Genomic DNA, 5035 nt, shown 5'->3' on the forward strand with positions numbered 1-5035 from the left:
TTATGAGTGTCCAAGATTTGGGGGCCAGTTCAGTGTTTCAGACGACCTTTTTCTTGACCCAACCCTTTCAAACCATCGCTTGATACAACGCAATCATCAGCGGCATGGTAATGACGCACAGCAGCGTCGTGATGCCGTAAATCGCGCTGGCTTTACGGGCGTTCTGACCATAAACCATCGCCATTTGGGTAACGGTGGACGCGGCGGGACTGACGGTGGCGAGGAAGCTGATAAGGACGACGGTATCGCTGTGCCCGCCTAAGTGGGCAATGCCTGAAACTTTGACAAACATCAGCAGAATCAGCGGGATAAGCATCAGACGCAGGAAGGCGACGAGGTAAATCCGTTTGGAGAGGACGATTTCTTTAAGCGGCAGCGAGGCAATCAGCATTCCGGCAACGAGCATGGCGACCGGGCCTATCATGCCGCCGACGGTGGCAAGCGTGTTGTCGATGATGTGCGGCAGTTTGATTTGAAAGGCAAACATGAACACGCCGATAAAAATGGAAAGGATGTTGATATTGGTGAGTACGGTTTTCCACGCAAGATTGCCGCGCCCGCAAAGCAGCAGGCGCAAGTGCGTCCAGAAAAGGAACATTTGGACGATGATGAAGCCGCTGGTGTAAATCACCCATTGCGGTCCGAAAATAGACATCACCAGCGGGATGATGAGGTTGCCGGAATTGGTGTAAACCGTGGCGGCGTGTTCGAGCGTATCGAGCTTGAACACGGTTTTGAAAAGCCTGCCCAGAGCAATCAGCAGGATGTGGAACACGACTGCGAGAGCAACCGAGAGTTTCAGCCCGTCAATGATGTCGGGCGTGTTCTCGATTTGGAAGGCGTGAATCATCACCGACGGGCTGATGAGGTAGAGCGCGATGACGGAGAGCGTGCGGCTGTGTTCGGAATTCAGAAGCTTGGATTTCACCAACGCCATGCCCATCAGGACAATCAGGGTCAGCTCGGTGATTTTGCCGGCAAGGAGCAGGGCGGTTTCCATGAGTGTGGCACATTTTGGGAAAACGGAAATTTTACGCTTGCGTGCCAGTGCGGACAATGTATTCGGAACACGGTTTCAGACGACCTCACGCTCTGCCCTGTTCTCATTTACGCACAGATACGGTAAAAATAGCAGCACGTTGCCCCAAGTGGAATGTTGACAATTTTTCACCCGACAGCAAGGCGTTTTCAGTATAATACCGCCCGCAAATTTTCCTTTTTTTTGAAAAGCATAAATCATGACTACTTCAAATCAAAATGTGCTGGAGCGCATATTCAATTTAAGCGCAAACGGCACGAATGTGCGCACAGAGCTGATGGCAGGTCTGACCACCTTCCTCGCCATGTGTTACATCATCATCGTCAATCCGCTGATTCTCGGCGAGACGGGCATGGACATGGGCGCGGTATTCGTCGCCACCTGCATCGCTTCCGCCATCGGCTGCTTCGTGATGGGCTTCGTCGGCAACTATCCGATTGCGCTCGCGCCGGGCATGGGCTTGAACGCCTACTTTACTTTCGCCGTCGTCAAAGGCATGGGCGTGCCCTGGCAGGTGGCTTTGGGCGCGGTATTCGTTTCCGGCATCATTTTCATTTTATTCAGCTTTTTCAAAGTGCGCGAAATGCTGGTGAACGCGCTGCCTATGGGTTTGAAAATGTCGATTGCCGCCGGTATCGGACTGTTTCTGTCGCTGATTGCGCTCAAAGGTTCCGGCATCATCGTCGCCAGCGACGCAACTTTGGTGAAACTGGGCGACATCCACCAACCTGCCGCGCTTTTGGTGCTGGCAGGCTTCGCTATGGTGGTGGCTTTGGGGCATTTCCGCGTCAAAGGAGCGATTATCCTGACCATTCTGGCAATCACAGCCATTTCCACCCTGCTGGGCTTGAGCGATTTTAAAGGCGTGGTCGGAGAAATTCCGAGCATAGCGCCGACTTTCATGCAGATGGATTTCAATGGTCTCTTTAAAATCAGCATGATCAGCGTGATTTTCGTCTTTTTCCTGGTTGATTTGTTTGACTCCACCGGCACGCTGGTCGGCGTTTCCCACCGTGCGGGCCTGCTGGAAGACGGCAAACTGCCTCGTCTGAAACGCGCCCTATTCGCCGACTCGACCGCCATCGTCGCCGGTGCCGCACTGGGTACGTCCTCGACCACGCCGTATGTCGAAAGCGCGGCAGGCGTGTCCGCAGGCGGCCGCACCGGTCTGACTGCCGTAACCGTCGGCGTATTGATGTTGGCGTGTCTGATTTTCTCGCCGCTGGTGCAGAGTATCCCCGGCTTCGCCACCGCGCCCGCGCTGCTCTACGTTGGTGCGCAAATGCTGCGCAGCGCGCGTGAAATCGACTGGGACGACATGACCGAAGCCGCCCCCGCTTTCCTGACCATCGTGTTCATGCCGTTCACCTATTCGATTGCCGACGGCATCGCCTTTGGCTTCATCAGCTACGCCGTGATTAAACTTTTATGCAACCGCATCAAAGACGTGCCGCCTATGGTATGGATAGTCGCCGTATTGTGGGCATTGAAATTCTGGTTTATGGGCGGCTGATGCCGTTTCCAGGTTAGTCGTTTCATTCCCCGCAATAGCAAAAGGTCGTCTGAAAATTTTCAGACGACCTTTTTTTGGTTTTTACGATGTACTGAATATTTGAAACTTCGCGCTATCGATCCGCTCAATATTCAAAGGCATCAGCCAATGCTTAAAACCACTCTTTCTTACCGATAACATAAACTTGTTCAAATTCTTCCGGCGTACATTTCAGGTATTTAACGATGTCGATGATACAGAAAACAAAAACAATCATCGGACCAACGAGAATAAACGAACCTAAAATACAAATCAACAGGTAGATGATACCGACTTTGTTTACGCCCAAATAAAATTTATGCACCCCAAAGCAACCTAAAAAGAACGCCAAAACAGAGGCAACAAGTCGTTTGTCATCGGTAATACGAGAAGATTGCAGAGGTGTATTTTCGGACATTTTTTTCTCCAAACGGATAGTCAATATTAAGAAAGTGTTTTTAAGTATAGCAGAATAATGATATTAATTTCACACAGATTTTATTTTTACTGCCCGCCTGAAACGCATCCTGTTTGCCGACTCGACTGCCATCGTCGCCGATGCCGGCATATCTGATTTTCTCGCCGCCGGTGCAGAGCATCCCCAACTTCGCTACCGCCCCCGCACTGCGTTACGGCGGCTGATGCCGTTTCCAGATTTGATTCCACAATCGTTTATATTCGTCTCCGCAATAACAAAAGGTCGTCTGAAAATTTTCAGACGACCTTTTTTGGTTTTTAAGATGTACTGAATATTTGAAACTTCGCGCTATCGTTCCGCTCAAAATTCAAAGGCATCAGCCAATGCTTAAAACCACTCTTTCTTACCGACAACATAAACTTTTTCAAATTCTTCCGGCGTAGATGTCAGGTATTTAAAGATGTCGAAGAGAGATAAACCGACAACAACTATCAAAGCAGGATAGACAAAAAACATACCCACCACACCAATCGCCAAATAGATGATACCGGCTTTGTTTAAGCCCAAATAGAATTTATGCGCTCCGAAGCAACCTAAAAAGAACGCTAAAGCCGCGGCGATGATGCGTTTGTTGGTAGTAGGAAGGGATTGCAGAGGTGTATTTTCGGACATTTTTTCTCCAAACGGATAGTCAAAATTAAGAAAGTGTTTTTAAGTATAGCAGAATAATGATATTAATTTCACATAGATTCTATTTTTATTGAATAACAAACCTATAAAATTTCGTAAATTTATGTTACAAAAACCCTAATTTACAGTTGAAATATGCGATTTTATATACATTTTTAGCATATTATACTTACTACCTTTATTTATCTTTTCGATTTATCCGCATTCCTTAGCCAACCCTCCCTGCTTAAAGTTTCAGACGACCTCGGCACTGCGTTTGACTCTGCCGCGCCTGTCTAGTTCAGATTTAAAAATGAAACAACACCAAACTCAGGGCAATCACCGCCATGCCGGACGTCAAGCCGTAAACGGTTTCGTGTCCGTCAGAATAACGCTTGGCGGCGGGCAATAATTCGTCCAACGCGAGGAACACCATCACGCCCGCAATCACGCCGAACACCGCGCCGAACACGAAAGGCGATAAAAACGGCTTGAGCAGGGTGTAGCCCAAAACCGCGCCCAAAGGTTCGGCAAGCCCTGAAGCGAGGCAGGCGAGGACGGTTTTTTTGCGGTTGCGGGTGGCGAAATAAACGGGGGCGGCAATGGAAATGCCTTCGGGAATATTGTGTATCGCAATCGCGAGCGCCAGCGGCATCCCGACGGCGGGGTTTTCCAGCGTGGCGAAAAACGTTGCCAAACCTTCGGGAAAGTTGTGTGCGGTAATGGCAAACGCCGCCATCATGCCGACGCGGGCGATGTGGCGGCGTTTGTTTTCCTGAAAGGCGGGGTCGTGCGGGTCGAGCGTTTCATGCGGGTTCGGCACAAGGCGGTCAATCAGCGCAATCGATCCCATGCCCGCCAAAAAAGCCAGCGTCGCGGCGGCAAAGGCTTTGTCTTTGTCGTAAACCTGCCCGAAGGCTTCGCTGGATTTGTTGAAAATCTCCGTCAGCGACACATACACCATCGCCCCGCCCGCAAACGCCAATCCGAACGACAATACGCGCGGGTTGGGCGTTTTAGAAAACATCACCAACCCACTGCCGAGTACGGTGAACAATCCGGCGGCGAGGGCGATGCCGAAGGCGGTGATGAGGTTGGTTGAGCTGATATCAGGCATCGTCTTAAGTCGTTAACACAATAAAGAAATCAGCCTAACATATTTTCCCAAATTAGAGAATAATTATTATTTTTATTTATATTGACAAGAACAATGTAGGATTAGAAACGTCGGCAAATACAAAAACCGCCTTACGATATAGTGGATTAACTATAAATCAGGACAAGGCGGCCGAAGCCGCAGACAGTACAGATAGTACGGCAAGGCGAGGCAACGCCGTACTGGTTTCAACGCCGTACTGGTTTAAAGTTAATCCACTAT

At 49.7% G+C, this 5035-nt stretch carries 5 protein-coding genes; 1 reads left to right on the plus strand and 4 read right to left on the minus strand.

Annotation, left to right across the window (positions count from 1 at the left end):
- Positions 1–67: 67 nt before the first annotated feature.
- Complete coding sequence (locus tag HMPREF3277_RS02685; protein ID WP_070869963.1) at positions 68–1000, minus strand: AEC family transporter; 933 nt, start codon at positions 998–1000, stop codon at positions 68–70.
- A gap of 238 nt (positions 1001–1238) precedes the next feature.
- Here HMPREF3277_RS02685 and HMPREF3277_RS02690 point away from each other — a divergent pair, with 238 nt between their 5' ends.
- Positions 1239–2552, plus strand: a complete 1314-nt coding sequence (locus HMPREF3277_RS02690) for an NCS2 family permease (protein WP_070869964.1) — start codon at positions 1239–1241, stop codon at positions 2550–2552.
- Positions 2553–2703: 151 nt separating this feature from the next.
- Here the strand turns inward: HMPREF3277_RS02690 and HMPREF3277_RS02695 are convergent, their stop codons facing one another.
- The 3 genes from HMPREF3277_RS02695 to zupT form a co-directional block, all read right to left on the minus strand.
- A complete protein-coding gene (locus tag HMPREF3277_RS02695) occupies positions 2704–2988 on the minus strand; it encodes a TM2 domain-containing protein (protein WP_070513025.1) in 285 nt (94 codons plus the stop codon).
- A gap of 387 nt (positions 2989–3375) precedes the next feature.
- Complete coding sequence (locus HMPREF3277_RS02700; RefSeq protein ID WP_070869965.1) at positions 3376–3660, minus strand: TM2 domain-containing protein; 285 nt, start codon at positions 3658–3660, stop codon at positions 3376–3378.
- A gap of 304 nt (positions 3661–3964) precedes the next feature.
- Positions 3965–4774 (minus strand): zinc transporter ZupT, encoded by an 810-nt coding sequence (gene zupT / locus HMPREF3277_RS02705; protein ID WP_070513022.1) that lies wholly within the window; start codon positions 4772–4774, stop codon positions 3965–3967.
- Between the last annotated feature and the right edge of the window lie 261 nt (positions 4775–5035).

This window comes from Neisseria sp. HMSC70E02 (assembly GCF_001838645.1).
GTDB classification, from domain to species: Bacteria; Pseudomonadota; Gammaproteobacteria; order Burkholderiales; family Neisseriaceae; genus Neisseria; species Neisseria macacae.